The organism is Nitrosovibrio sp. Nv6 (assembly GCF_900110495.1).
In the GTDB taxonomy this organism is placed as follows: Bacteria; Pseudomonadota; Gammaproteobacteria; order Burkholderiales; family Nitrosomonadaceae; genus Nitrosospira.
In genome coordinates this window covers 386516-410120 of record NZ_FODX01000001.1, presented here as the reverse complement: position 1 = coordinate 410120, position 23605 = coordinate 386516, and the positions used below count along the sequence as shown (strand labels likewise).

At 52.6% G+C, this 23605-nt stretch carries 26 protein-coding genes; 20 read left to right on the top strand and 6 right to left on the bottom strand.

Translation table 11 applies throughout. The features are described 5' to 3' along the window. Positions 1-10: 10 nt before the first annotated feature. From BMX66_RS02020 to BMX66_RS01970, 11 genes are all read left to right on the top strand, one after another. Positions 11-190 (top strand): hypothetical protein, encoded by a 180-nt coding sequence (locus BMX66_RS02020; RefSeq protein ID WP_090877872.1) that lies wholly within the window; start codon positions 11-13, stop codon positions 188-190. A 2-nt stretch (positions 191-192) separates the two neighbouring features. Beyond that, on the top strand, positions 193-492 hold the full coding sequence (locus BMX66_RS02015; protein WP_255398764.1) for a hypothetical protein: 300 nt from the start codon (positions 193-195) through the stop codon (positions 490-492). Then, on the top strand, positions 489-749 hold the full coding sequence (locus tag BMX66_RS02010; RefSeq protein ID WP_090877867.1) for a hypothetical protein: 261 nt from the start codon (positions 489-491) through the stop codon (positions 747-749). The genes BMX66_RS02015 and BMX66_RS02010 overlap by 4 nt, the downstream gene beginning before the upstream one ends. A gap of 52 nt (positions 750-801) precedes the next feature. Further along, complete coding sequence (locus BMX66_RS02005; RefSeq protein WP_177168718.1) at positions 802-1341, top strand: glycoside hydrolase family protein; 540 nt, start codon at positions 802-804, stop codon at positions 1339-1341. A gap of 189 nt (positions 1342-1530) precedes the next feature. Beyond that, entirely contained in the window at positions 1531-3390 is a 1860-nt protein-coding gene (locus tag BMX66_RS02000; RefSeq protein WP_255398763.1) for a hypothetical protein, read from the top strand. Between the two features lie 69 nt (positions 3391-3459). Next, on the top strand, positions 3460-3843 hold the full coding sequence (locus tag BMX66_RS01995) for a hypothetical protein (protein WP_090877863.1): 384 nt from the start codon (positions 3460-3462) through the stop codon (positions 3841-3843). Positions 3844-3879: 36 nt separating this feature from the next. Continuing rightward, on the top strand, positions 3880-4317 hold the full coding sequence (locus tag BMX66_RS01990; RefSeq protein ID WP_090877861.1) for a hypothetical protein: 438 nt from the start codon (positions 3880-3882) through the stop codon (positions 4315-4317). A 6-nt stretch (positions 4318-4323) separates the two neighbouring features. Beyond that, entirely contained in the window at positions 4324-5847 is a 1524-nt protein-coding gene (locus BMX66_RS01985) for a hypothetical protein (protein WP_090877859.1), read from the top strand. Beyond that, on the top strand, positions 5847-6458 hold the full coding sequence (locus tag BMX66_RS01980) for a GNAT family N-acetyltransferase (protein ID WP_090877857.1): 612 nt from the start codon (positions 5847-5849) through the stop codon (positions 6456-6458). The genes BMX66_RS01985 and BMX66_RS01980 overlap by 1 nt, the downstream gene beginning before the upstream one ends. Then, positions 6451-7584 carry a hypothetical protein gene (locus BMX66_RS01975; RefSeq protein WP_090877855.1) on the top strand — a complete coding sequence of 378 codons (1134 nt, stop codon included), beginning with the start codon at positions 6451-6453 and terminating at the stop codon, positions 7582-7584. Before BMX66_RS01980 ends, BMX66_RS01975 begins: the two co-directional genes overlap by 8 nt. A 2-nt stretch (positions 7585-7586) precedes the next feature. Continuing rightward, a complete protein-coding gene (locus BMX66_RS01970) occupies positions 7587-8363 on the top strand; it encodes a hypothetical protein (protein WP_090877854.1) in 777 nt (258 codons plus the stop codon). Here the strand turns inward: BMX66_RS01970 and BMX66_RS01965 are convergent. From BMX66_RS01965 to BMX66_RS01955, 3 genes are all read right to left on the bottom strand, one after another. Continuing rightward, a complete protein-coding gene (locus BMX66_RS01965) occupies positions 8290-9573 on the bottom strand; it encodes a glycosyltransferase family 4 protein (RefSeq protein WP_255398762.1) in 1284 nt (427 codons plus the stop codon). The two genes, BMX66_RS01970 and BMX66_RS01965, sit on opposite strands and share 74 nt — an antisense overlap. Before the next feature lie 192 nt (positions 9574-9765). Further along, positions 9766-10923 carry a glycosyltransferase family 4 protein gene (locus tag BMX66_RS01960; protein ID WP_090877852.1) on the bottom strand — a complete coding sequence of 386 codons (1158 nt, stop codon included), beginning with the start codon at positions 10921-10923 and terminating at the stop codon, positions 9766-9768. Continuing rightward, positions 10923-12146, bottom strand: coding sequence for an O-antigen ligase family protein (locus tag BMX66_RS01955; protein WP_255398760.1), 1224 nt, complete (start codon positions 12144-12146; stop codon positions 10923-10925). Before BMX66_RS01955 ends, BMX66_RS01960 begins: the two co-directional genes overlap by 1 nt. A gap of 693 nt (positions 12147-12839) precedes the next feature. Here BMX66_RS01955 and BMX66_RS01950 point away from each other — a divergent pair. The 8 genes from BMX66_RS01950 (at position 12840) to BMX66_RS01915 (ending at position 20665) form a co-directional block, all read left to right on the top strand. Next, the gene (locus BMX66_RS01950; RefSeq protein WP_090877849.1) at positions 12840-13244 is read left to right on the top strand and encodes a hypothetical protein; all 405 of its coding nucleotides are present in this window, start codon (positions 12840-12842) and stop codon (positions 13242-13244) included. Positions 13245-13795: 551 nt separating this feature from the next. Then, positions 13796-14944, top strand: a complete 1149-nt coding sequence (locus BMX66_RS01945) for an urease accessory protein UreH domain-containing protein (RefSeq protein WP_199679254.1) — start codon at positions 13796-13798, stop codon at positions 14942-14944. Further along, a complete protein-coding gene (locus BMX66_RS01940; protein ID WP_090877846.1) occupies positions 14941-17334 on the top strand; it encodes a heavy metal translocating P-type ATPase in 2394 nt (797 codons plus the stop codon). The genes BMX66_RS01945 and BMX66_RS01940 overlap by 4 nt, the downstream gene beginning before the upstream one ends. 37 nt (positions 17335-17371) lie before the next feature. Beyond that, positions 17372-17581: a heavy-metal-associated domain-containing protein gene (locus tag BMX66_RS01935; RefSeq protein ID WP_090879711.1), complete on the top strand. Its 210-nt coding sequence runs from the start codon at positions 17372-17374 to the stop codon at positions 17579-17581. 79 nt (positions 17582-17660) lie between these two features. Beyond that, positions 17661-17972 carry a metal-sensitive transcriptional regulator gene (locus BMX66_RS01930; protein WP_090879708.1) on the top strand — a complete coding sequence of 104 codons (312 nt, stop codon included), beginning with the start codon at positions 17661-17663 and terminating at the stop codon, positions 17970-17972. A 105-nt stretch (positions 17973-18077) separates the two neighbouring features. Then, positions 18078-18758 carry a c-type cytochrome gene (locus BMX66_RS01925; RefSeq protein WP_090879705.1) on the top strand — a complete coding sequence of 227 codons (681 nt, stop codon included), beginning with the start codon at positions 18078-18080 and terminating at the stop codon, positions 18756-18758. Beyond that, entirely contained in the window at positions 18755-20065 is a 1311-nt protein-coding gene (locus BMX66_RS01920) for a c-type cytochrome (RefSeq protein ID WP_255398759.1), read from the top strand. The genes BMX66_RS01925 and BMX66_RS01920 overlap by 4 nt, the downstream gene beginning before the upstream one ends. Before the next feature lie 192 nt (positions 20066-20257). Beyond that, entirely contained in the window at positions 20258-20665 is a 408-nt protein-coding gene (locus BMX66_RS01915) for a KGG domain-containing protein (protein WP_090877842.1), read from the top strand. 121 nt (positions 20666-20786) lie between these two features. On the opposite strand, the gene BMX66_RS01910 is transcribed toward BMX66_RS01915, so the two are convergent. After that, positions 20787-21296, bottom strand: a complete 510-nt coding sequence (locus BMX66_RS01910; protein ID WP_177168717.1) for a hemerythrin domain-containing protein — start codon at positions 21294-21296, stop codon at positions 20787-20789. Between the two features lie 414 nt (positions 21297-21710). On the opposite strand from BMX66_RS01910, the gene BMX66_RS01905 reads away from it, so the two are divergent. Then, entirely contained in the window at positions 21711-22073 is a 363-nt protein-coding gene (locus BMX66_RS01905; protein WP_090877839.1) for a KGG domain-containing protein, read from the top strand. 321 nt (positions 22074-22394) lie between these two features. Here the strand turns inward: BMX66_RS01905 and BMX66_RS01900 are convergent, their stop codons facing one another. Together BMX66_RS01900 and BMX66_RS01895 are read right to left on the bottom strand one after the other, a co-directional pair. Next, positions 22395-23258, bottom strand: coding sequence for a DUF72 domain-containing protein (locus BMX66_RS01900; RefSeq protein ID WP_090877836.1), 864 nt, complete (start codon positions 23256-23258; stop codon positions 22395-22397). After that, positions 23255-23602 carry a cupin domain-containing protein gene (locus BMX66_RS01895; RefSeq protein ID WP_090877834.1) on the bottom strand — a complete coding sequence of 116 codons (348 nt, stop codon included), beginning with the start codon at positions 23600-23602 and terminating at the stop codon, positions 23255-23257. The genes BMX66_RS01900 and BMX66_RS01895 overlap by 4 nt, the downstream gene beginning before the upstream one ends. Positions 23603-23605: the final 3 nt, after the last annotated feature.

Here is a 23605-nt window from a genome sequence, read left to right as displayed (position 1 = left end):
AGAATTAAGCATGACCATGTTCCAGCGCAAGCGTATTAGAGACCTCAAGGAAGAGATGGAAAGACGACATGAAGTAGCTGATTCAGGCGCTGATAGGTTGCTCGATAAGCTGAAGGCGTCGAAATGGACGGCGGCGATATTACTAGGCGCTGTCGTGCTTGCGGTCGTATTTCTGTGGATTCTCGTGTGACCATGACGGACGATGATAGCGATCAAAAGAAAGACCGGCGGCGTGGACCATCCACCTACACATTATCCTTTAGCGGAATTATTGCCGTAGCCGGTCTTCTCGCATCCGGCGTAGCCACTTACAGCGATGTGCAGAACGACATCGCCAGCCTTAAACGGGGCGAGCTGTACCAGGAAAGAACCAATGAGCGTCTGAGCGAAGAGCTTAAATCCGCAAGAGGCGAGCAGCGGGAAACAATGCGGGAATTCAATGAGAAACTCGACCGGATTATTGATCAGTGGGCACACGGGAGGAAGCGATGAGATATCTGGTGGGAGCGCTGTTTCTTGCGTCATGCACAATGCTTGCACCTTCGCCCACCCAGGATGGGGCAACCGACGAAGCTGCGCCCGTTGTGGACTCGGAGCCGCCCGAAAGTGGGGCAGAAGCGTCCAAGCTGAAACCGAAGCCATTGCCCACACCAACAACCAGAATATCGTCCTGCGCAAATCTGGATGCGGGGAATTTGAAAGAGACAATAAAGGCGAAGCTTGACTGCATTGAGGAAAACGCCAAATGACATTGAGGAAAAATTCGCAGGAGTGCGATGAAAAATCTGAAGGAATCGAGAAATGATCAAATCATCCCCGACGCAAGTCCGCTCCGCAGTGGCTGTACTGGTACTGGCGGCTTCAACCCTTGTCGGGCTTGCCGTGCATGAAGGCTACAAGGATGAAGCCTATATCCCTGTCCCCGGCGACGTGCCGACTATCGGATTCGGCACGACAGGCGGGGTCAGGATGGGGGACAAGACCACCCCGGAACGCTCACTGGTGCGGCTGCTTGACGAGGTGGAGGGAATCTATGCGGCTGGGGTGAAACGCTGCGTGACCGTGCCATTGTATCAGCATGAATACGAGGCATTTGTGAGACTGGCTTATAACGTGGGTGTCCCGACATTTTGCCGGAAGGCCCAGCCGGGGAAACCGCCCAACCTGATCGATTTGATTAATTCCAAAAAATATGCTGAAGCGTGCGCGCGCATAGAAGCGTTCAAGTACGGTCCGGGCAGAAAAGTATTGCCAGGGCTGGTAAAGAGAAGGGCAGAGGAGCGCGCCATTTGCGAGGGGAAGAAGCTGGGCCTGTCACGTACCACACAATCCCAAGACTGAGGTTTTGCCAGAGTGAATGCTTTTAGAATTGCCGGGTTTTCCGGCCTTGTGCCAAGACTGGCAAAGCAGCTGCTAAGCTCCAATCAGGCTCAGGTTGCGACCAATTGCAATCTTACTTCCGGCGATTTACGCCCGAGAAACGGGCCGAGGGCGGTCTTCTCCCCGGTTATAGATAGTGACATCCGATCAATGTTTCGCCTGGAGAAGGACGGCAACGAAAAGTGGCTGACATGGGACGTGGATGTGGATGTGGCACAATCCCCTGTCGCTGGCAATACATTGCGGCGCTTCTATTACACAGGTGATGGGGAGCCGCGTACATCGGATTTTGATCTCGCGACTGCGGGCGCCGGGCCCTATCCTTCGGGTTGTTATGTTCTGGGCGTTACTCCACCCGTTGCCCGGCCTGTAGTTGCATCGTCTGGCGGAACCGGACCATCCGCCACTCGCGCTTATGTTTATACCTTCGTCACGCAATGGGGGGAGGAGTCCAGGCCGTCTCCTGCCTCGAAGGTCACTACCGGAAAGACGGATGACACCTGGGCGCTGTCAAATCTGGATACCGCGCCGCCGAATTCGGGAACAGTATCAGGCGCGGTCAGGGAAACACCAGCTTCAGGACAGGTGGAAGTCACGCTTGACACGGTGTTTGGTCTGCGAGCTTTGGAAAAGATCACGTTCGCCTCAATTACAGGAATGGATGATCTCAACGGCCAATTCACCTTGGTGAACGTAGATTCAGCAACAAAAAAAGTCATTGTATCGCTCGCAACGACACAGATCTATTCCGGGGGCGGAACATGGAAGCGTGTTGCGCCGCATAACACGACTGGCATGACCAAGCGGATTTACCGCACGTTGACCACTCCATCCGGAACCGAGTACCGCTACGTGGTTACCATCCCGGCGGTGACCTCCAGCTATGACGATACCGCGACTGACTCTGCGGTTGCGCTTGGAGAAGTGCTGCCTTCCGCCACCTGGGATATGCCGCCCGCGGACATGAAAGGCATTAAGATCTTGGCTAATGGAATTGCGGCTGGTTTCATTGGCAACGAAGTATTGTTCTCGGAACCGTTCAAGCCCTATGCCTGGCCAACTTCTTACCGGCAAACCTACGACCAGGAAATCGTAGCAATTGGCCTTAGCGGCACGACACTGGTCGGGATGACGAAAGGCAACCCCTTCACCATAACGGGCGTTGAGCCGGTAACCATGGGTGGGGGTATGGAGAAGCTGGGTGTGGCGTGGCCTTGCATGTCAAAGCGTGGCGTGGCGAGTTTTGCGTTCGGCGTCGGTTATCCCGCCCCACAGGGCATGGTAATCATTGGCGCTAGCAGCGACATCGTAACGAAAGACCTGTTCACGCAAAAGGAATGGGCAGAGTTGAACCCTGCCACGTTCATTGCAGCCTCTGCCGATAACCGCTATTACTGCGGCTATACCGTTGAGGGCAGTTCACTGATGTTCGTCATCGACAAGGCCGAGAGCGCGTCCTTTATCAAGGTGAACCAGAACATTACCTGCATGTGGGCAGATCCGGCTACCGGCAAGCTCTACGTAGCGCTGGAAAAGAAGATATACGAGTGGGAAGGGAATGCGGGAACCAAGCTCACCTACGAATGGAAGAGCAAGAAGTTCGTGACGGCACCGCCGGTTAACTATGGCGCGGCAAAGATCGATGCTGATTTCGATATGTCCGAAGCCGAGATAGCTTCGGCACAAGCCTCCCATGCCGCGGCCCTCGCGGCTAATCAGGCACTTGTCGATTCAGGCGGAATGAATGATGGACTGGCTGATCCAGTTCTGGGAGAGTATGAGATCGGCGGTGACGACATGCGAGCAATTCCGCCGCTCGCTATTGACTCGCTGCAATTTCAGCTATGGGCCGATGGCGTGCTGAAATTTACCAAACAGGTTGAGAATAGCCGGGCTTTCCGGCTTCCGGGCGGTTACAAATCCGATAACGTGGAAGTTGTGCTGTCCGGCAATGTGAAAGTAACGGGGGTTGTACTGGCCGAAACAATGGATGGATTGAAGCAGGCATAAAGAGTATTGATTTGCAAACAAGCCGCTGTTATGCGGCTTTTTTTATGACTACAGAAAAGGAGAGTTGAATTGGCGAAATATGCCCACGCGGATGTTCTGGACGGCGGCCTGAACGTGATCAAGAACAATGGAATCCGCATGTTGCTGCTCAAGGCTTATACGGCAGCGGACAGCTATACGACAGTCGTAGGCAATGCAATCTGCGCCGTGGCCATCACCTCAGGCGATTACACCCTATCCGGCGCGGACGGCGCTGCCCGGGTTTTGTCGGTTGCCGCCAAAAGCGGCACAGCTTCAGCAAACTCCGGCGCCACGCCAGATCTGCACATTGCCTTCACGGACAACATCTCCAAAGTTCTTCTGGTTACGGACGAGACCAGCGATCAGGTGGTTACAAGCGGCAACACGGTCAGCTTCCCGGCCCTGACTTATACAAGCTCGCAGCCAGCTTGAGCTGGGTTTTACTAACGAAACTCAGAGGAAAGAATCATGGCAACCTTTACACAAACGCAGAATGCCCGTAGCCAATCGGTACTCAATATGGGTACTCTGGCAAACGCTGCCTACGCCGCCTCATCCGTAATTGACCTGGGCTCCGCTATCCCCCTGGACGTGACTATCGAAGTGGAATGTGATCCCAATGGCACCCCTGCTGGCAACAAACAGGTTGTCCTCTTCGCGAAGCTGTCGCTCGATAACGTCAATTTCAGCAGTGGCCCGGAAAGTGGCACAGATGGCGTCAACGAGGCTGATCTGCATTGGATCGGTACATTGCCATGCAACGATACGAACATTCACAGAAAATTCTTCAGTTTGCAAGGCTTGGCCGTAGCGCGTTATCTCAAGCTGGTTGTCAAGAATGACGCGGGTGTGCCGCTTGCCAGTGGAAACGTCTATATGGCAGGCATCAGCGGCCTTTCCAGCTAACATCCAATGTCCCTAGTCATACGTCCAGGCCCGCTCGTAACGCAGCCTCAACACGCGGCGCAGATAGATTATGCAGGACTGGCCAAAGGTGTACGAATACTGTTCAACCCCGGCGTGGGGCCATTTGATCTGGTAACCGGCCGTAGTTGGACGCCCGGTGGCAACGCTGCAATTGCAACAGGGCAGAATGGCAAGGTATTCTCGTTCGACGGCGAAGACGATTTTTATGCCTGTGACGGCTACCCGGAGCTGACCGGCAATATCGGCACCTTCTTTGCGTGGTGTCCGATGGTAGGTGCTGGTGATGTCAATGGCCACGTCCTCTTTGGCACATCGTCTCCAAATGTTTCCGCTTATGAGATTTATCCTGATCTAAGGGTTTCCGTTGGCTCCAATAACCCAAGTTCCGCAGGTCTTTCTTCCTGGTTCAACACTAAAAACCGCAGTATCGTTTTCGCGTCCGGTGGTACCGCGCAGACTTGCAGAGTTTTTCTTGATGGAAAAGAGACCGGGTTGACCTGGACAGCGGCGCCAGTGGCATGGGGACCGGGAAACAAGAATTTCAATCTTGGGCGGTATATTGGGGGAGCTTTCCGGGATTTTAACGGGACGATCCTGGTAGCTGGATACACCGACGCCATCTGGGGCGAGGCTGAAGCAAGAGCATTTCGTGAAAATCCGTGGCAGTTGTTCAAAACCCGAGCTGAAAAGTGGTGGACCGTAGCCGGTGCAAAGCACGATTTGACCAGTGCGGCTTCAACCCAGGCAAATAACGGCAGCGCGGCTGTAATCACTCAGGGCCACATTTTGGTGGGGTCGCAATTGGCCCAGGCTGGCACGGGCAGAGCCGGAAAGATCGAACAGAAACATCTTGTTGTCGCGCAGTCGAGCGCTCAAGCCAACGCATCCAGTGCTGCGTCCATCACGATTGGTCGTTCTCTTGCCGGCGCCACAGGTGTACAAGCCAATACCTTCAGTGCCTCGGCAATAGCGCAAACTCATGTGCTGCCGGTTGCTGCCGCAGCTCAGGCGAATACATCTTCGGCAGCAGGAATCACGGAAACACACGTTTTGGTGGCGACGAGCGCTACGCAAGACAACATGAGCAGCACCGGCGCAATATCCATTGGCAGCGACCGCCTGATGCCGGGATTGCCGATGCAGGCTAATACTGCCGGGGTAGAGGCAATCAGCCAGACGCACATCCTTGTCGTTGCTTCATCCGGCCAAGGGAATAGAGCCATCACCGGCTCTATCAGCGACGGCATTGTGGTTGAGACCGTTCTTGTAACAGGCGGGGCGGCAGCACCTCGCATCAAGAAGCCGGGCATACCCGCGGGAACACCAGAATGGCTCAAAACGATGGTTGAGATACTGACTGGACGGCGCGGAAACAGAATAGCGGTACCCAGGTTCCAGACATTGACCTTCTCTCCCAATCCCACCCGAGCGGAGTGCGAAGCACTTTACGCATATACAAATGAAGTGCGCAGCGCGGTTGAAACCATCATTACGAGGCTGGATAGCTGATGAATATCGAACTGATTACGTTACTCAAGAGACACATGGGATTGCCTTTATCGCCCGAACTGGCTGCGGATGTGTGCATCGCGGCGTCGCAAATCGAGCCGCTGGTACCGATAAGCACCATTGAACAGATCGGGCCGGAACACTATGAATCCTTCATATTCTCCCATGAACGTATCGAGGATATTGCCGAGGAAATAAAACCGCTGCACCGGGCGCATTGGAATGAGACTGAGTCGCACCGGCATGAACTGCCGTTCAGCCCCGATTACGATACATTCATCCGCTATGAGCGGGCGGGAAGGTACGTTCTCCTGACCCTCAGGAGTGAAGGTAATTTATTAGGAAACTGCGCTATGTATCTGGATAAAAGCGCACATACGCAAACCATCATTGCCACGGAGGATACGCTTTATCTATTGCCGCAAGCACGAAAGGGAAGGGTGGCAGGCAGCTTTGTGGCCTATGTCGAACGTGCCCTACGACAACTTGGGGCAAGGGAAATCAATATCACCGTGAAGACGGTCAACAAGGCAGGGCGATTCTTCCGAATGCTCGGATACCAGCACATTGAAAACGGCTTAACCAAAATATTGGAGATTGAAAATGTGTAGCTCGAAACCGCCCAGACCGGATCCGCTGATAGGTCAGGCAGCGAAGCAGCAAGCTGACATCGGACAGCAGCAGCTTGATGTAGCAAAACAGCAGCTCGAATGGGAGAAGGATCGAGCCAGGGTGCAGGACCCGCTGATTCAACGGGTCGTGGATCAGCAAATTGCATCCGGCGACGCCAACGCCGCCAGGGCGGAATCGCAGTGGCAGGTTTATCGCAAGCTGTTTGCGCCGATTGAAGAGCGCATAGTGAAGAACGCAAACGACTTCGACTCAACGGAGCGTAAAGAAAGGATGGCGGCGGAAGCGGTAGGCGATGTTGCCCGCGGATATCAAGGGGCGTTGGCTTCGAACCAGCGCGCGATGGCGCGCATGGGCGTCAACCCTAATTCGGGCAGATTTCAGGCATTGACCCACGAGATTAACCTGGGGCTTGCCAAAGATACAGCAGGGGCCATGAACAAGGCCCGGCGGGATACTGAGCTACAGGGCATGGCAATGCGGCAAAGCGCCGCGCAATTTGGCCGCAATATGCCCTCCACGGGGATAGCGACGGATGCGGCGGCGCTAGGCGCGGGTAACGCCGCCACGGATAATCTCGCCACCAAAGCGGGATTGCACAATGCCGGGATGAATGCGGCGCAGAACTGGTTTGGCGGGGCGGTCGGGGCAAATACCGCGGCGGGCAACATGATGCTGAATCAATACCAGGGCCAGCTCGGCGCCTGGCAGCAACAGCAGCAAAACAAGGCGGCGGCACTAAGCGGACTGGGAAGTCTCGTTGGAACACTAGGTGGGGCATATATGAAAGGACCTGGACTCAGGAAAGGCGGGGTTATCAAAAACTACAGCGTTCATGGATTCAAATCCGGCGGCTATAACGGCGGCTTAACAATCCTGAAGCGCAAGGGCTATGCGGAAGGCGGTGTGATAGAAGGCCCTGGCACCGGTACAAGCGACTCGATCTCCGCAACCATTGAAGGGGTGGAGCCGATCCGCTTATCCAATGGCGAAGCGGTGCTGAACCAGGAAGCTGTGGCGCTGGTGGGAGAAGACTTTATCCATCGAATCAACAGCGGGGGCCTGGCCATGTCGAAGCGTAAAGATACAGAAAACAAGGAGAATTGAGCATGGCTAACGGACTTGGTGGACTCGGCGCGTTTGCGGGAGGGCTTGCGCAAGGACTGCGTGCCGGTCAGGAAATGAGCTTGCGGCAGCAATATGTTAACCGGAAGGCAAAAGCCGACGAACGAGACGCGGAATCTCACCAGGCGAAAATGGAGGAGATTAATTTCAACAAGGGGAAGCGTGACCGATTACGGGCAGCCAATGATGAAATAGTTGCGAGTTGGCGCGATATCGGGCAGCAAACCGGACAGGGTGGCCGGCAAGTACAGTCTGCTCAGCCGGTGCTTGGGCTAATGGGCATCTCGGCGGAGAGCCGACCAGTTGTGGACACCAGAGTTGCGGGCCTTTCCAGCCTGGGCCAGCCCCCAGCGCAGCCAACAACCTCATCCGATGAGATGATCGGCAAACGTATGTTGACCGGCAATCTCCTTGAAAAACCCGACGAGCTTACGCGGATGGCAACCATCTACAAGAAATATGGCCTCCTGGAAGAGATGGCGCCATGGATGAACCAGGTCTATGCAGCAAAGAAAAAGCGAATCCCTGACGCCCTGCATTTCCTGCTAACGGGGAATGCGAAAGGAGCGAGAGAAATTCTGAGGGAAGGAGGCATGAGCCTGGTGGATGATCCGCTGCAAATAAAACCTAATGATCAGCAACAGAATATATGGAAATTTAGATTTGAGGATGGAAGGGAAGAAGATATCAATTTGAAGGAATTTGCGGCGAAATTTTTTCCCTCGCCAACACTCCCTTCAGTAGATCAAGCACTTCCTTAGCATAACGTTCTTGAGTAAAGCGACTTGCTGCCCAAATACGGGCAGCCTCACCTAGCTTTGATTTAACCTCCGGATTTTCATAAAGATACTGTATTCTATCCGCAAGTTGAGTATGATTACCTCGCTCGTATAGAAGTCCGGTTTTTCCATCCTGAATCAGTTCTGTCGTTCCTCCGTTGGAACTGCCTATCACGGCTTTCCCTGCGAGCATCGCTTCTACCGTTACTCGTCCGAATGCTTCCCAACGTGAACATACGAGCACAACATCCGCCATACAAATAAATTGGAGGGGATTTTCCGCGTATCCAATAAGTTTTACCCGTTCCTCCAAACCGAGGTCTTTTATTTGTTGAAGCAGTGCGGCCGCGAAGCGCTTTCCACCATCGCCGACGAGCAATAGATGAGCATTAATACCTCGCCGTACGACCTCTGATAGCGCATTGATCGCTTCGTCTTGCCCCTTCCAAGCATGTAGAGATCCAACTATGGCACATCTAAAAAGCGGTTCGGTAGCATCTATTCTCCGTTGTGAAATCTCAATTTCCTCGCGCAATGTCACGGATTGGTAAACTAAGTGCATTCTGCCCGGTTCAATGTAGCGAGCGTAATCCTCTTTGACAGAGTATGAATTAACGATAATAAGCGCTGAAAAATGATCCATCAAACGCGCAACCCAACGACTCCCTAAGTCGAATTTTAGACTGGGATTATGATATCCAGACTCGTGCGAGTGCCATATGTGGGGTCTGCATGCCAACCATGCGGCAAACGCGCCCGCACCAACTACCGCGGTATTTGTGTATACCAAATCACAATTCCATCGCTTGATCACTTGGGCCATCTGAACCGCTACTACAAGCGCTTTTAGAGTTCGTACGATACGATATGGCGTTAGCATCCATTTTCGTTGTGATATCCAAGGTGGATATTTAATTATCTGCCATTCGATATTCAGAAGGTTAAGCTGGGCAAGAAGCGGGCCTTTTTCCGGCACGAGAACGAGGCAACGAACATTTAATTTGACCAGGCCCTGTAGCAGTTCCAACAGTGCTAGCTCTGCACCATATCGACCAGCGGAATGCGATATAAAGCATACCCGCATTAACCAATTCTTTTCTGTAGCAAGTGGCGGAGCGCAAGTTTTGACGGGCACACCTATTCGTAAGTCCGGTACTGACGCAAAAGCTGTCAGCGTTTTCTTCTCTTTCACTTCTTATGCCTCTTATTAAACTAACCGGTATTCTGCATGTCATAACATGCTTATTTGCTATTCAGTTGTTATTAAAAAATCGTTCTAGATCCATCTTCTCACAGGGTTTTAAGTCTCTCCCGAAGGTGTGAAGTTACTCACGCATTCCTAAGAATATTTAATACTAATAACTGCTTAAAGACGTTGACGAGCTCATATTTTTTCTTCGTTCGTCAATACTTCTCTCAAAAGGCTAAGCACTTCCTTAGCATAACGTTCTTGAGTAAAGCGGCCCGCTGCCCAGATACGAGCAGCGGTACCCAGCCTTGATCTTTCCTCTAGATTCTCATATAGATACTGTATTTTATCGGCAAGTTCAATATGATTACCAGCTTCGTACAGTAGACCTGTTTTTCCATCCTGGATCAATTCGGCCGTACCTCCGCTATTTGCAGTGCCGATAACTGGCTTTTCTGCAAGCATTGCTTCCACCGTTGCCCGTCCAAATGCTTCCCACCGGGAACAAACCAGCATAACATCTGCCATCCGAATAAATTGCGCGGGGTTTTCCACGTATCCGATAAATCTTACGCGCTGCTCCAAATCAAGACTTTTTATTTGTTCACGCAGCGTTTTGCGGAATCGCCTGCCGCCATCTCCTATGAAAAGGAGTTCAGCCTCCACACCGCGATGCACTAATTCAGCCAATGCACGGATGGCCTCATCCTGACCTTTGGCAATATGTAGCGAACCGACTATCACACACTTGAAAAGAAGCTTGGTATCGAGTTGCCATTGGGTACTCTCAAGCTCGTCATGTAATGTCACTGCCTGATAAATCTTACGTATCCTATGCTGACTGATATATTGAGTGTAATCCTTAAATACAGCATCGGAGTTAGCTATAAAAACCGCAGAAAAGCGATCCATCAAGTAAGTTGTTCGATGGTTACCCAAATCGAACCGTAAATTAGGATCCCGGAATCCAAATTCGTGCAAGTGCCAGACATGCGGGCGACGTGCTAATCGCGCCGCCAGCGCTCCCGCGCCAATGGCGATAGTATTAGAAAGCACGATATCACATTGCCATCTTCCAATAGTGCGCGCCATCGGAATTGCCAGTAACACTGCTTTTACGGTACGTATAACGCGGCCTGGCATCCATCGATTACGGGAACCAACCATCCAGCGAGGGTAACCAATTATTCTCCACTCGACATGCAGCCGATCAAGCGCTGCTAGCAAGGGTCCTTTCTTTGGAACAAGAACCTTGCAATCGACGCCTTCGGCAATCAGCCCCTGCAACAGCTCAAGCAGAGCCAGTTCCGCTCCACCTCTCCCTGCCGAATGAGATATAAAGCACACGCGCATTACGTACTTGTGCGGTGGTTTTCTGTTTGCTGAATTACTGTTCCATACGCTTTATGCCAGCCTATACCAATGGCGGTAACGATAAGAAGCAGATAAAAGGTTTGCCGAAAGAAAACAAGGTTATCTGTCAGGCCCGAGAGAAAAATAAAATAAACAAGAGCTGCTCCCAGTATCGCTAGCTGATGTGTTCTGAAGGTTAAAAACCAGCTCCATAAGAAGAAACCGTAAGCCAGGAGGCCGAGCGCGCCGATATGCATTCCAATTTCGATCCAGTCGTTGTGGTAATGATAAATCGCCGAGAATTTCGGCAGATCCTTGTAGACGCCGCCTTTGTATGTCTCAATATTTTTTTCAAAATAACTCACCGCCATACCCGTGCCATGGCCTAAAAATGGCCGCTCAATAATCCCATGTAAGCCGACATCCCACAGGGCCAGGCGATAGCCCAGGCTGGTGCCGTACTGTCCTTGTTCAGACGATTCAATGTCGCGCTTGGCTTGCGCCAGCCGTTCATGAAGGCTGGTGCTGTTATACGCAAACACTCCAATCATAATGGTTAGCGATGCCATAACGGCAAGAAGTCTTCTGATTTCTTTTTTATGAAGCAGCAAAAGCAAAAGCGCGGATGAAATAAGAGTGGCTAGAAGAATTCCACGTGCATTCTGATTAAACTGGATGAACAGTAAAGAAACGACTAATAACCATGAAATCGATTTGGTCTTTTTATTTCTGCATGTGCCGGCAAGATAAAGGGCCAGTATGACTCCAATCCCGAGCATTGAGGAAAAATGTAGATAAGGCATACCCAAAGGCGCAATACCTTGTGCTCCAGCAAATACCCATTGATAGACACCCATTATCACGGTTCCAAAATAACCGGCGAGCAAACCAGCAATCGCCCACGACAACCGCTCTTTATTTAACAGGGATAAATAGGGGATAAAAATCAGGAATGCGAAGTATCTCCGCCAAACCTTGAAGCCAAATTTAGGATCATCGCTCCATAGAATTCCCAGAGCGAGGACAAAACACAAAACAAGCATGCCGACAACCAATGGCTCGTTAAGCACCTGCCTGAATCGGCGTAAACCTCCATCCAGGACCCAGGCTACCGGCAGCAGGTAGTAGCCATAAAAACTCAGCCCCTTATGCCACAAGGCGATGCCAAAAAAGAGCAGCGCAACTCTTGCCAGCACATCGCGCCATGTAGAAGCGCTTTGCAAGAGACTGGGTGAGCTAACGGATGTTGACATGCTTAGGAAAGAGGGTAGGTACAAATACAGTTATATTAGCGTATACATTACTCGCTGACGCGCAGTGCGAGGGAAACCGGCAGAAGAGCTGATAGAGTTCAACGTCATCTGCTTCCCCACACGTTATCGACTCTCGGCTTCTGGTGCAGCATGCCGAGCGTTCAGCGGTTTGGGCACTGGTAGACGTCAGGAAAGGCTGGAGAGGCACTGAACACTGCTATGCTTAGATTACAGTCTCTAAAATGGCGCAATTGTTAAATTATATATGATACGTTCCGCGAAAAAGACGGGAGTTCGGTACGAGTTTGCTTCCCCTTACAGATGCTTCCCCTATTCAACGTGGATTAGCGCGGCGTATTCGACAATTTAGCGGACAACATGCTTTTGCCTTTCGCGTTCACTTTCCAAAAAATGCATAACCTATCGCCGTCATGACCACGACCACGCAAAACTTGACTCCTGCTTTACGTTGAACCGTAGTTCGGTTAGGCTTAGCTATTCACGGCGCACGGCGCGTTTACTCTACGTTTAGTACGGTCACAGCAAAAGATAACGCCAAGGCTGTTCGGGTATAGCCAGAGCTTTGTAAACGATATTCAGGCCGGATCAGATAGATTAAACGCTATCAGGCGATAATTCCGCAAACCATACAGGCAAAAGCTTATGAAATCGATTGTTCACCTTGCCGCTTCTATTGCAGTCATTACCACATTCACGGCAAATGCCGGTATTTTGGAAAACGGCAAATGGTCGCCAAGCGGATGCGGCGGCATGCCTGAAGCACCAGTTATCGACTCAAGCAGCGCCGAGGCTTTCAACCAAAGCATTGGTACCCTGAATGCCTGGCAGGAAAAAATACAGGCTTATCACGATTGTATGGTCAAAGAAGCGAATGCCGACAGCTCAGCTATTAATCAGGATGCAACCGCCGAGCAGGCGCGAATAAATGAGGCGGTGGAAAAGATGAATAAAGAAGTTGCCGCTGGAAAACAAAAGGCAGAGCAAAGCTCTTCTTCGTCTCCTTCTCTAACTCCCTCGCCCGCGCCGGTCCCTGGTCAGGCGTATTGAATCGGCCGTGTAGCGAAGTATACCCGGCAATTCACTTCGATTTATTCGGGCTCAGGCGTTCGACACCCTCGCCCTGCTTTCCGGGCGAGCCAAAAGCTGGCGTGTGCAGCTACATGTGAAATGGGATAAACAGGGTACGCCTGTACTCGCATATCCGCCGTGCTCTGCTGGACGCCCAACCGGAAGACTTCGACTACCTGTCCTTGGTTGGCGATGGCTTCAATCAGCTACGGTGGCGCCGGCAGCGCGCGAACTGCCGCCCGCCTTGAAATTCCAAGTTGCCGTAGATCATGCCAGGGCAGGACTCAGCCATTTTGCTCAGCCCTGGATTGATGCATCGGCCAAAACTTCGACCGCCTCATCGCTCTTGAGATGCTTGAAGTGCTGGTGAGGCCAGTCCAGCTGTCGACCCGCAATTCCACATACAACCCGGGGGTATGCTTGACTTATACCCTATACAGGTATACGATGGCTTTGGGATCAAAGGGTATCAAAGGGTATCTTAAATACTTCCCTAACTTCATATTGTTACCACAGACATTGGGTGATATGTGGCTGCCAGATCGGTTCATCTGAAAATCAGCGGCATGCACTGCACAGGCTGCGAGGAAACCATCGAGAACGCCGTAGGCTGCTTGCCCGGCGTGCGAAAAGTCCGAGCGGACTATATCAAACAAATTGTCGATGTCGAATTCGATAGCAAGTCCATAGCAGAAAGTGGCATTCGCCGGGCAGTTGAAGAAAAAGGCTATCGGTCAGAAAACGCATCCGCCAAATCTTCAAGTCAGCATCTACGAAACGGACTGATTTTCCTGTGTTTCTTGTTGCTGGTGGGTGGTGTGACGGTCTGGGGCAAAAGCATGATCCCGGGTTTAGTGGGAGAAATGAACACTCAACTCGGTTATGCCATGCTGTTTTCGATCGGATTTTTTACCGGATTTCACTGTATCGGCATGTGCGGAGGCTTTGTAGTGGGCTATGCGACAGCCATTGAGCCACGCTCCGCAGGCGCCACGGCTGCGGCCCATCTGATGTACGCCACCGGTAAAACAGCTTCTTATACGCTTATTGGCGGCAGTTTGGGTTTGCTGGGTTCCATTATGACCTTTACACCGCACATGCGGGGCGTTGTCACGCTTGCGGCCAGTATTTTTGTCATCGTTTATGGTCTCAAAATGCTGGACGTGCTTCCCGTCTTACGCAACTTCACCTTGCGCTTACCCCGATTTCTCGTGCGAGGCGTATCAAACGAACTGCGGCAGCGACGAAGCCCCTTGATCATCGGGTTTTTAAATGGTTTGATGCTGGGTTGCGGTCCTTTGCAGGCCATGTACATCATGGCTGCCGGCACCGGTAGTGCGCAGGAAGGCGCTACGATGCTGTTCTTCTTTGGTCTGGGCACCCTGGTACCGCTCCTGAGTTTTGGACTGATCGCAAGCTCTGTATCAAGAGACATGATCAACCTGCTTGTTCGTGCATCCGCTATTTTAGTAATTGCGATGGGGCTGATGATGGCGGATCGCGGACTCAAGCTGACCGGGTCCGGCTACGACTTTAACTCACTATCCTCCCGGTGGCAGCAGATAACGCCAGCAGATAATATCTTGAATCAATCACACTACCCGTCAGCGCTAGCGCAGTGTCGGATGAACTGCATTGCGGACGAAATTGAGCTAAATATTATTAATGAAAATTCATGAACTCGGTTGCGCTTAAACAAATCGAACTGCCCATCGAAGGCATGACCTGTTCGGCCTGTGCGGCACGCATCGAAAAAAATCTGAATAAGCTGCCCGGCGTTCGTGCGGTGGTCAATTTTGCCAACGAAAAGGCACGCGTGGAATTTAATGAATCTACCACTCCACCTGAAGAGTTGGTTCGTTCGATTGAGAAAGCCGGGTTTCATGTCATTCCGCAATCGGTACAACTACAAATCAGTGGAATGACCTGCGCCGCATGCAGCGGGCGTATAGAAAAGGCATTGGACAGGCTTCCCGGAGTCACTGCTTCTGTCAACCTGGCCACAGAGGTAGCTCACGTCACCTTCAGCCCTGGTACGGCGTCAGTGGATGACCTGATCGCTGCCGTGTCCAGAGCAGGTTACGGCGCCAGTGAAATCAGTGAAGCCAGTCGCGCCGAAGAGAAAGCCCGGAAGCTTGCGGCGTACCATGCCGAGCTTCGCATGTTCTGGGTTTCAGCTGCGCTTACCCTGCCGCTGGTGCTGCAGATGGGTCCCATGTTCTGGGGCGAGCATGCGGAGTTTCTGCCGCGGTGGCTGCAATGGCTGCTGGCCACCCCGGTACAGTTCTGGGTGGGCAAACGCTTCTATATCGCGGCATGGAATGCGCTGCGCGGCGGTGGCGCCAACATGGACGTGCTGATCGCGCTGGGTACCAGCATGGCGTACTTTTTCAGTGCAGTCGTCACGTTGCTGGCACTGGATCAGCATGTCTATTTCGAGGCAAGCGCGGCTATTATCACGCTGGTACTGCTGGGCAAGCTGATGGAAGCGCGCGCCAAGGGCAAGACTTCCGCGGCCATCGAAGAACTCATCAAACTGCAACCTAAAACCGCCCGGGTAGAGCGCGGCGGAGAAATAGTCGAGGTGGATGCAAGTACCCTCAAGGTGGGCGATATTTTTATTGTGCGCCCAGGGGAGAATCTGCCGGTAGACGGTGTTGTCATTGAAGGCGCCTCCAACGTGAATGAGTCGATGCTGACTGGCGAGAGCCTGCCTGCCGCAAAACGGGTAGGGGCGAAAGTCTATGCGGCAACCACGAATCAGCAGGGCTTGCTCAAATGCCGCGCCACCAGCGTCGGGATGCATACCCAGCTTGCGGCAATCATTCATCTGGTAGAAGAAGCGCAGGGCTCCAAGGCGCCGATCCAGCGATTGGCCGACGTCATTTCGGGCATATTTGTGCCGGTTGTGGTGATCATCAGCATGTTGACGCTGATCATTACCTGGTGGCTGGCAGCTGATTTCGTTCCTGCTCTCATCAACGCTGTGGCTGTACTGGTCATTGCCTGCCCTTGCGCGTTGGGGCTGGCTACGCCAACCGCGATCATGGTGGGAGCAGGACGCGGTGCGCAAGCCGGGGTGCTGGTAAAAAATGCCGCCGCGCTGGAGCAGGCGGAAAAAATTCAGGTTCTGATCCTGGATAAAACCGGCACCCTTACAGAGGGCAAACCGGCAGTCACGAATATTGTTCCAGCAGGACCAATTACAGAGCATGCTCTGATGCAGGTCGCCTCAACACTTGAGCAGGGCTCGGAACATCCGCTCGCAAGAGCAGTAATGGAGCGTGCGGAGAGTATGAATATCCAGCCGCAAGCCATAAGCGATTTTGCGGCCGTTACCGGTAGCGGGATTACCGCCCGGATAGGTGGCGCTGAATATATCGTGGGTTCACCCAAATTTTTGCGCGAGCGCGGCGCGGTGACTGATGACAACCCGATAGCTGATCTCCAGGCAGAAGGCAAAACCGTCATAGGCGTCGCCATTGTATCCAGCGACCCTCCCGAAGTACTTGGCTATCTCGCCATTGCCGATCGGTTGCGGAGCACGTCGGTGCGAGCGGTGGAAAGACTGCAATCGATGGGTATTGAAGTGATGATGCTGACCGGCGATAACGCCGCCACCGCTGCGGCAATTGCAAGGCAAGTGGGTATTACCGCTTATCGCGCCGAGGTGCTGCCACAAGACAAAGCCGCCGAAGTGGGCAAAATGAAGGCTGATGGTCAATTTACGGGGATGGTGGGGGATGGCATCAATGATGCTCCGGCGCTGGCCGCCGCAGATGTGAGCTTCGCAATCGGCGCAGGTTCCGATGTGGCGATCGAAGCAGCAGACATCACCCTCATGCGCGACGACCTGATGAGCGTGGCTGACGCCATCTCGCTCTCGCGGGCGACGCTGGGAAAAATCCGCCAGAATCTTTTCTTCGCGTTCATTTATAACATATTGGGGATACCGCTGGCAGCGATAGGGCTGCTTAATCCTGTGATTGCGGGAGCTGCGATGGCGATGAGTTCGGTCTCCGTAGTAAGTAACTCATTATTGTTGAAACGGTGGCGTGCTGGTGTTTGATTTGTCCGTTACTCAACTTGAGAAAAGGAACCATGAAATGCAAACAGAAGTTATCAGAATTGGTGGAATGAATTGCATGGGTTGCGTCAATAAGGTGAAAACCGGGCTGGAAAGTATTGCGGGAGTGAAGCGGGCCGATGTTTCGCTGGAACAGAAGCAAGTCATCCTGCAGTACGACGAAAGCGAAACCGACCCGCAGCAGTTCAGGCTTGCTATCAGGAACGCGGGTTTTGAATCCATAAGTTGATCGCTCTATCGCTAGATAAATTCTATTAATTCAAAGGATAGGAACAATTAATTGAAGAATAACTTTAAAGGTGTCGATTTTGAAGCCGCCAAGTAGCACGAAGTCATGTCATGCACCGCAGACGGTAGTGCAACCGGACAAGGAAGCCCTGATAAAGCGTCTTAACCGCATCGAGGGTCAGGTACGCGGGGTCAACAAAATGATATCGGAGGATCGTTATTGCGTTGATATCCTGAACCAGGTCTCCGCGCTGCAATCGGCGCTGGATGCAGTCGCCATGCTGTTATTGGAGAACCATACACATGGCTGTATGCAGAGTGCTATCCAGTCCGGTAAGGGTGATGAGGTTATTGATGAGTTGATGACCGTCGTGCGGAAATTTGCACGGTAGCGGGAGCCCAGTATTTCAATAGGCGTCGCCCCATTTTGTAAATATAAAGACTGTCCTATGAGACAATTTGCGCTGACTGCCTGCCTGCTTTTCACTGCATCCGTCATGGCCGCAGATATTCCCCCGGTCTACGCTCCCGATACGATGGCAGAGCGGGTAAAAGCCTGTGTTATCTGCCACGGCCCGGAGGATAAAGCAGGAAGAGATGCCTACTACCCACGTATCGCAGGCAAGCCGGAAGGTTATCTTTTCAATCAGCTGCGCAACTTTCGGGACGGCCGGCGCCACTACCGGCCCATGGCCTTGCTGCTGGAAGGCCTGCCGGATCAATACCTGCGGGAAATGGCCCTCTATTTTGCCTCGCTGCAACAGGCCTTTCCTCCGCCTGAACCCATGACCGCTTCTCCCGCCGAAGTCGCGCTGGCGCGGAAACTTATCACCAAGGGCGATTCCGTACGAAAAATCCCCGCGTGTGTTGAATGCCATGGTAAAGACCTGATGGGAACAGCGCCTTTTATTCCTGGATTATTGGGTCTGCCACGAGTCTATATCATCGCCCAATTCGGCAACTGGCAACACGGCGCGTTGATGCGCGGGCAGACGCCCGACTGCATGTCTGAAATTGCCAAACAGCTCACAACCGGCGAAATCAGCGCCATCGCTGCATGGCTGGCCGCGCAGCCGGTTGACGAATCCCTAAAAAAAGCGGATTCGGGAGCAACCCTGCCGCCAGAACTGGCGAGGCGTTGCAGCAGTGTCGTCCTGCAACCTGGAGAGTCGCAGTGAAACTTGTTGTCGTCATCGCCGTCGTGCTGGCCGGACTCATCAGTCTCGGATTGGTTCTTACACCGCTGGGGTTGTCATTGGTGGGTCTGCAACCGCCAGATGCCGAACCGCCGGCCGCGAAGACCGGCAATGTTGTGGCATTGCAAGCACGGCAGGCCCAGCAGATGGGCGCCTATCTCGCACAAGCCGGTAACTGCATGGGCTGCCATACTGCACAGAATGGGCAACCGTACGCTGGCGGGCACATCCTGGCCACCTCCATCGGCACCTTCATTACCCCGAACATTACGCCGGATCATGAAACCGGTATCGGGCTCTGGAATGAACAGGACTTCTGGCGCGCAATGCACCATGGCCAGTCACGAGATGGAAGCCTTTTATATCCTGCATTTCCGTACACCGATTACACGAAAGTCACGCGGGAGGATTCCGATGCCATCTTCGCCTATCTGCGTTCATTGCCAGCGGTCAAGCAACGCACTGCGCCACACCTGATCAGTTTTCCCTTCAACTTTCGTCCCCTCCTGTATCTCTGGCGCGCCCTTTTCTTCACCGAGGGTGTTTACCAGGCAGATGCCAGCAGGAGCGATGAATGGAATCGCGGCGCCTACCTCGTGCAGGGACTTGGGCATTGCAACGCCTGCCATACCAGCCGCAATCCCCTTGGCGCAAGCCAGGGCGATAGACTGGGAGGAGGCCAGATCATGGGTTCGAACTGGTATGCGCCCTCTCTGACTTCCCTCCAGGAAGCCAGCACCGCCGATTGGCCAATCCAGGATATTACACAACTACTCAGGACCGGCTTTGCGTCCCGTGCAGTGACAACCGGGCCAATGGCGGATGTTGTCAGTCAAAGCCTGCAGCATCTGACAGGGGATGATGCCCGCGCTATGGCTACCTATCTGCAATCCTTGCCCGAAAGCGCGCCATATTCTCGTGGAATAGCGCCTGAGCTTAGCGCCGAGGTCGATAGACAACTGCGGCAAGGCAGCGAAATCTACGAGACATATTGTGAGGATTGCCACGGGAGTCTGGGGCAGGGCGCACCAGGTGCTTATCCTCCGCTCGCGGGCAATCGGGGTGTGACGCTGGCTTCTCCGATCAATGCGATACGCAGCATTCTCCATGGAGGCTATGCGCCTGTCACCGCAGCGAATCCACGCCCTTACGGTATGCCTCCATTTGCACAGGTCTTGCGTGACGAAGAGGTCGCGCTGGTCCTGTCGTATGTCCGCAATGCATGGGGTAACCGAGGCAGTCTTGTTTCAGCAGTTCAGGTTGACCGGAGTCGAAAGGGCGTGCAATGAAATCAGCATAGCCGTTAAGCTCCATCATTTTCTTATGTATGCTTCCGAACGGAGTAAAGTAATTTTGCCAATTAGGATGCGGTCATTCTCTGGTTTTCAATCCTAATAAATAGAGATAAAAACCCCAAGCGCATCATAATTGATGCAAGTCGCAGGGAAATTTTCGAAATTTTGGATATCAGGAGACTCGATATGGATTTAGATAGAGATGACCGCAGCAGGGGCGACAAACGCGGCTTTGCTTCAATGGATGAACATAAGCAACGCGAGATAGCCAGTAAAGGCGGCAAGGCGGCTCATGAGAAGGGTACCGCGCATGAGTTTAATTCGCAGGAGGCTCGCGAAGCCGGGAGTAAAGGCGGCAAAGCCGCTCATGAAAAAGGCACAGCCCATGAGTTCAGTGCCGAGGAGGCTCGCCGAGCCGGCCGCAAAGGTGGCAAGGCGGCTCATGAAAAAGGTACTGCGCACGAGTTCAATTCGAAAGAGGCTCGGGAAGCCGGCCGGAAAGGCGGAGAATCCCGTGGAGGCGGTTCGTACGATGATAAATCATCCTCTTCAACCCGGGGCAAAGCTGGCAGCCAAAGCCATAAAAACAGCTAGTGGTTCAGTATGAGTGGTGGCGAGCGAGTTTTCCTGGCTCGCCATCCTTGATTACCTCATCGATATCAGTCCGCACGGCCTGATCTGCAGGGCCCAAAGTTTTCGGGCCCTGTTCAGATTATCATTCTTCCATCAAAACCTCTTTACGTTCCACTATTTGAGAGCCAATTTCTTCAAGGTCCATTTTTGCTTTCTGCACCTTGGGAAATATTACATTCTGCTCTTCTTCTACATGATGATTAACATATTCGCCCAGAACAGTTACCGTTGCGTTATACATGGGATCTGATACGTCCATCGACTGGATTTGTGCAATCAAATCCTTGGCTGCCGTGTGCTCGACCGCTGCCTCATTCATCAGATCGTCGTCATCGATAGCTTCACGTGCGGCAGGGTAGAATATTTCCTCCTCAAGTTGTGCGTGTACGGTAAGTTCCTTGCAAATCTGTACCGCGAGCTCTTCTTTACCTTCTTCATCGTTCTTTTTGCATAGCTTCTCGAATTCCTTGAACATCTTTTTTACCTTGGCATGGTCGGCCGTCAACAATTTAATGGCGTCGTTTTTGGATTTGCTAGTCGTAGTTCTATGTGCTGTGGTTTTTCGTGTTGTGGTGCTTTGGGTGGTTGGCATGGTTATCTCCAATAGTGGGGGATGGGTTGAATGATTTGCAGTCAGCAGCAAATCGCTTCCTTACAAATGCATAACGAATATGTATGCGTTAGCAGGAAAATAACCCTGAAAGCTGTTGGAGTTCTGTTCGCCAACCCACATTCCTCCCGTGAGCTTTGCATCAGCTTTTAGACATGACTATATTGCCTTGTTAATTTTCCGGTTGTGCGAATGGGGGCTACTACAGGAGCCTATAAGCTATCTATGGCTATGTATGCTTTCGAACAGAGCAAAGTGATTTTGGCATTTAGGATGCCCTCATTCTCTGGTTTTAACTCTAATAAGTGGAGATAAGAATCCTGAAGACATCAAATGATGCTTCCAAGATTGCGTGTCGCCGGGAAAAACTGAATTATCCATGACAGGAGATTTAACATGGCTTCAAATAGAGAAAAAAATGGCGATGCCCGGAGTAGTGGACAGGGCAAACGGGGGTTTGCTTCCATGGATGAAGGTAAACAGCGGGAAATCGCGAGCCAGGGCGGGAAGGCAGCCCATGCGAAAGGCACAGCACACCAGTTTGATTCGGAAGAAGCTCGCGAAGCCGGCAGGAAAGGCGGCAAGGCCGCGCATGAGAAGGGAACGGCACACGAGTTTGATTCTGAAGAGGCTCGCAAAGCTGGCCGAAAAGGAGGGGAGGCTCGTGGGAAAATCGGACCGCGTGATGATTATTCGTCGTCTTCAACCCAGCGTGGAGCATCGGAGTCGCATGCAAAGGCCCGACAGTCAAAACCATAAAAATCGCTAGCAGCCTGTCGGGCTTGAAGAATCGAAGCGAAAAAGTGACTGGGTGAGGGCAGATTTTGAGGATTTTGAAGGCCAATAGTTATTCTATTGGCCGAAAAAGCGGCGAAATATGGACCAGCCAGACGCTTTTGCAGCCGATTTCCTTTAAGTCCGACAGGCTGCTAGAGGTCCCGTATCAAGAAAAAGGGGGGATTCTCACTTTTTTTGAACAACAGCTTCTGGACAAGGATCGGCAGAGCAAGGATTTCGGCTGCGGAAGCGGCTCAGAAACATTCAGTGACAGGAATGAGCCTTATCTGGACAACTTCCTGACTATAGTTTCCCAATCAGATGTTGGGCGTCAAACGGCGCTCTCACTTTGACATCGTTATCGAAGTAGCAATAGACATCGCGGGGGCATTGTTTTAGCGGAGAGTGAGCTGAGATAAGATGCGCATCGTGTGGCTGCAAGCCTTTTCGCCAGGCACGAATTCGTGCTCCCCAGCGTGTCAACGCCTCATCCGTGTAACCGCTTGCATAAATTTCCTGGTCGCCATGCAAGCGGAGATAGAGAAAATCTGCCGTAACATCTTCGCGGTAAGGCCATTTTCTGGCGGTATCGGCGATAACCAATGCAATGTTGTGGTCGCGCAGCAGTTCGACGAAAGATCCGTCAATGAAACTCTCGTGCCGTATCTCCACAGCATGACGGAGCACCCGCTTGGCATCGATCGCCAGCCGTGCCCGGCCATTCATGCGGTGCTCCCGCCGACGAGCAAGGCTCAGCGCCTGTTGAGTATCGCGCGGCAAAAGCTCGAAGAAATACTTCATCCTTTCAAAGTCGTAGCGAAAGCTTGGGGGAAATTGCCACAGGATGGGGCCAAGTTTTTCTCGCAGGTTAAATAAGCCTGAGGCGAAAAAATTGGCGAGTGGTTTTTCAACGTCGCGCAGGCGTTTTATATGCGTTATAAAACGGGTTCCCTTGATGCTGAAAATGAAGCCAGGCGGTGTATCGTCGTACCAGCGTTGAAAACTCTCTGGTTTCTGAAGGGAGTAAAAGGTGCCGTTTATCTCTATTGTCGGCAATGCTCGAGAAGCATATTGCAGCTCATGATTCTGCGGCAGGCCGGGAGGGTAGAAGACGCCGCGCCAAGGCGGATAGCGCCAGCCTGAAATTCCGATGAACGTTTTGCTCACGCCTGGCTCCGTCCGCGCGGCAGCTGTTCTCCGTCGCTGGTATATGCCGGGGGTACGTAGAAATTAAGTGTGCGGAGCAGGTCATCGCCGGTGTTGCGTATTTCATGCTGGTCGCCGCGTTCGATAAGCATGAGGGAGCCCTCGCCCAGCCGATAGCGCTTACCGTTTACCGTCGCAATACCCGTTCCCGAAAGCACATAAAGCCATTGATCGGCGCCGCGATGGCGGTTTTCGGGACCGCCTTCTGCGCTACCCGGCGGTAAAACCATTTCCGCTGCCTGCGAGCCGTTGTTGCCAAGGACCACGCGAAATCCACTTTCGAATCGCAGATTCTTCCGTTTCATTTA

Excerpts from the sequence above, each read along its gene's own strand:
- BMX66_RS02010 (WP_090877867.1), top strand. The coding sequence starts at position 489 with ATGAGATATCTGGTGGGAGCGCTGTTTCTTGCGTCATGCACAATGCTT.
- BMX66_RS02015 (WP_255398764.1), top strand. The coding sequence starts at position 193 with ATGACGGACGATGATAGCGATCAAAAGAAAGACCGGCGGCGTGGACCA.
- BMX66_RS01950 (WP_090877849.1), top strand. The coding sequence starts at position 12,840 with ATGAAATCGATTGTTCACCTTGCCGCTTCTATTGCAGTCATTACCACA.
- BMX66_RS02000 (WP_255398763.1), top strand. The coding sequence starts at position 1,531 with ATGTTTCGCCTGGAGAAGGACGGCAACGAAAAGTGGCTGACATGGGAC.
- BMX66_RS01895 (WP_090877834.1), bottom strand. The coding sequence starts at position 23,602 with ATGAAACGGAAGAATCTGCGATTCGAAAGTGGATTTCGCGTGGTCCTT.
- BMX66_RS01960 (WP_090877852.1), bottom strand. The coding sequence starts at position 10,923 with ATGCGCGTGTGCTTTATATCTCATTCGGCAGGGAGAGGTGGAGCGGAA.
- BMX66_RS01985 (WP_090877859.1), top strand. The coding sequence starts at position 4,324 with ATGTCCCTAGTCATACGTCCAGGCCCGCTCGTAACGCAGCCTCAACAC.
- BMX66_RS01970 (WP_090877854.1), top strand. The coding sequence starts at position 7,587 with ATGGCTAACGGACTTGGTGGACTCGGCGCGTTTGCGGGAGGGCTTGCG.
- BMX66_RS01990 (WP_090877861.1), top strand. The coding sequence starts at position 3,880 with ATGGCAACCTTTACACAAACGCAGAATGCCCGTAGCCAATCGGTACTC.
- BMX66_RS01910 (WP_177168717.1), bottom strand. The coding sequence starts at position 21,296 with ATGCCAACCACCCAAAGCACCACAACACGAAAAACCACAGCACATAGA.
- BMX66_RS02005 (WP_177168718.1), top strand. The coding sequence starts at position 802 with ATGATCAAATCATCCCCGACGCAAGTCCGCTCCGCAGTGGCTGTACTG.
- BMX66_RS01975 (WP_090877855.1), top strand. The coding sequence starts at position 6,451 with ATGTGTAGCTCGAAACCGCCCAGACCGGATCCGCTGATAGGTCAGGCA.
- BMX66_RS02020 (WP_090877872.1), top strand. The coding sequence starts at position 11 with ATGACCATGTTCCAGCGCAAGCGTATTAGAGACCTCAAGGAAGAGATG.
- BMX66_RS01925 (WP_090879705.1), top strand. The coding sequence starts at position 18,078 with ATGGCCGCAGATATTCCCCCGGTCTACGCTCCCGATACGATGGCAGAG.
- BMX66_RS01905 (WP_090877839.1), top strand. The coding sequence starts at position 21,711 with ATGGCTTCAAATAGAGAAAAAAATGGCGATGCCCGGAGTAGTGGACAG.
- BMX66_RS01940 (WP_090877846.1), top strand. The coding sequence starts at position 14,941 with ATGAACTCGGTTGCGCTTAAACAAATCGAACTGCCCATCGAAGGCATG.
- BMX66_RS01935 (WP_090879711.1), top strand. The coding sequence starts at position 17,372 with ATGCAAACAGAAGTTATCAGAATTGGTGGAATGAATTGCATGGGTTGC.
- BMX66_RS01980 (WP_090877857.1), top strand. The coding sequence starts at position 5,847 with ATGAATATCGAACTGATTACGTTACTCAAGAGACACATGGGATTGCCT.
- BMX66_RS01915 (WP_090877842.1), top strand. The coding sequence starts at position 20,258 with ATGGATTTAGATAGAGATGACCGCAGCAGGGGCGACAAACGCGGCTTT.